This is a genomic window from Mesorhizobium sp. M2C.T.Ca.TU.002.02.1.1 (genome assembly GCF_003997225.1).
The window spans coordinates 1-2,295 of the sequence record NZ_RZTO01000911.1; the positions used below are offsets into that span (position 1 = coordinate 1).

General features: G+C 63.2%; 3 protein-coding genes. 2 read left to right on the forward strand and 1 reads right to left on the reverse strand.

Going from position 1 to position 2,295, the window contains the following annotated elements:
* A partial coding sequence (locus tag EOD07_RS38255) for a hypothetical protein (RefSeq protein ID WP_206519615.1) occupies window positions 1-231 on the reverse strand: 231 nt, incomplete at its 3' end.
* On the opposite strand from EOD07_RS38255, the gene rplI reads away from it, so the two are divergent.
* Window positions 230-811, forward strand: a complete 582-nt coding sequence (rplI, locus tag EOD07_RS31300) for a 50S ribosomal protein L9 (protein WP_073987522.1) — start codon at window positions 230-232, stop codon at window positions 809-811. The two genes, EOD07_RS38255 and rplI, sit on opposite strands and share 2 nt — an antisense overlap.
* A gap of 243 nt (window positions 812-1,054) precedes the next feature.
* The coding region (locus EOD07_RS31305) for a cyclopropane-fatty-acyl-phospholipid synthase family protein (RefSeq protein WP_164772725.1) at window positions 1,055-2,295 on the forward strand (1,241 nt) is incomplete at its 3' end.

Here is a 2,295-nt window from a genome sequence, read left to right on the forward strand (position 1 = left end):
GTCCGCTAAGGCCTGATGAAGTTCAAGGCGGGCGGCTTGCCGCCCGCTTCCACCCCGCGGCGACGGGCGCCATGGCGGTTTGAAGTCAAATCCCGAGTTGGGGCGAATAGCCTCTAACTGCCGAGACAGGCAGGACAGCGACACCGGCGACGACGCCCTTTTTGCTTCCTGACCTGTTCCAACGAATCCGACGCCGTCCCAGATGGCGCCAACCGAAAGGAACGAAACCATGGAAGTCATTCTCCTCGAGCGCATTTCCCGCCTCGGCCAGATGGGCGAGACCGTCAAGGTCAAGGACGGGTTCGCCCGCAATTTCCTGCTGCCGCAGGGCAAGGCACTGCGCGCCAACGAAGCCAACAAGAAGAAGTTCGAAGGCCAGCGCGCCCAGCTCGAAGCCCGCAACCTGGAGCGTAAGTCGGAAGCTTCGCAGGTCGCCGAGAAGCTCGACGGCAAGAGCTTCATCGTCGTGCGCTCGGCCGGTGAGACCGGCCAGCTCTACGGCTCGGTGTCGACCCGCGACATCGCCGAACTGCTCACCGCCGAGGGCTTCACCGTCAGCCGCAACCAGATCGAGCTCAACCAGCCGATCAAGACCATCGGCCTCTCCAATGTGGCGATCGCGCTGCATCCGGAAGTCGAGGTCACCGTGACGCTCAACGTCGCCCGCTCGGCCGACGAAGCGGAGCGTCAGGCCAAGGGCGAGACGCTGACGACCGCCGAAGCCATCTATGGCGACGACATCAACGACAACGCCCGGCCGGAGAATTTCTTCGATCCGAACGCCGAATTCGAGGGCGAAGAGAACGCCTGATCGCCGGTCTGACCGGCGCAGATCCCGAGGCATCGCTTCGGCTCGCACACGTCCAGGATTTCTGGACCAACGCCCGGGTCTCAGACCCGGGCTTTTTTGTGCCAAAAGGAACTTTTCGACACCCTATTTCTTGTGCACATTACAGCGTGGCGCGTCGATTGGACGCGGACGGTGCGCCATGGCACTTTCGATCCGGCATTCCAGTCCGATTACCGGGTGATCCGACTGAGGGGACATTTGGTCATGAACATCCTGTTGAAACACGTTCTCGAGCGCCTGGTGCGCGTCGGCGACCTCAAGGTGACCGGCCCGAAGGGCACGACGCACAAGTTCGGCGACGGCAGCGGCGAACCGGTGCATATCCACATCAAGACGTCGCATGCCGAGCGCGCCATCACCTTCGACCCGATGCTGGCGGTGCCCGAAGCCTACATGGACGGCGAACTCGATGTGCTCGAGGGCGGCGTTCTCGGGCTGATGCGCATCGCGTTCCAGAACATGGGCTCGAGCGGCATCGACGTGACCTGGTCGAAGGCAATCGAGGGCCTGCGCCATGCCTTCCGCCGGCTGCAGCAGATCAACACCGCCTCGCGCTCGCGCCGCAACGTGCAGCGCCACTACGACCTGTCCGGCGAGCTCTACAAGCTCTTCCTCGATGAGGACATGCAATATTCCTGCGCCTATTTCGAACAGCCCGACATGACGCTGGACGAAGCGCAGCTCGCCAAGAAGCGCCACATCGCCGCCAAGCTGAGGCTCAAGGCCGGCCAGACCGTGCTCGACATCGGCTCCGGCTGGGGTGGCCTCGGTCTCTATCTCGCCAAGGCCTTCGACGTCGACGTGCAGGGCGTGACGCTGTCGACCGAGCAGCACGGAGTCTCCACCGACCGCGCGCATGCGCAGGGCTTGCAGAACCGCGTGCATTTCGATCTCAAGGATTACCGCCACATCAACGAGCGCTTCGACCGCATCGTCTCGGTCGGCATGTTCGAGCATGTCGGCGTCAATCACTACCGCACCTTCTTCGACAAGGCAGCGACGCTGCTGAAACCCGACGGGGTAATGCTGCTCCACACCATCGGCCGCTCCGGCGTGCCGTGGGCGACCAGCGCCTTCATCCGCAAATACATCTTCCCCGGCGGCTACATCCCGGCGCTTTCCGAAGTGATGCCGGCGATCGAGAAGTCCGGCCTCGTCGTCACCGACATCGAAATCCTGCGGCTGCACTACGCCGACACGCTCAAGCACTGGGGCGCGCGCTTCGCCGCCAACCGCGACAAGGCGAAGGCGATCTATGACGAGCGCTTCTGCAGGATGTGGGAGTTCTACCTTGCCGCCTCAGAGGCAGCCTTCCGCTGGCAGGACCTGGTGATCTTCCAGTTCCAGATCGCCAAGAAGAACGACACGCTGCCGATGACGCGCGACTACATGGCCAAATGCGAGAAGGCGCTGGAACTGCGCGACATCGGCCACAAGGAGCCGGC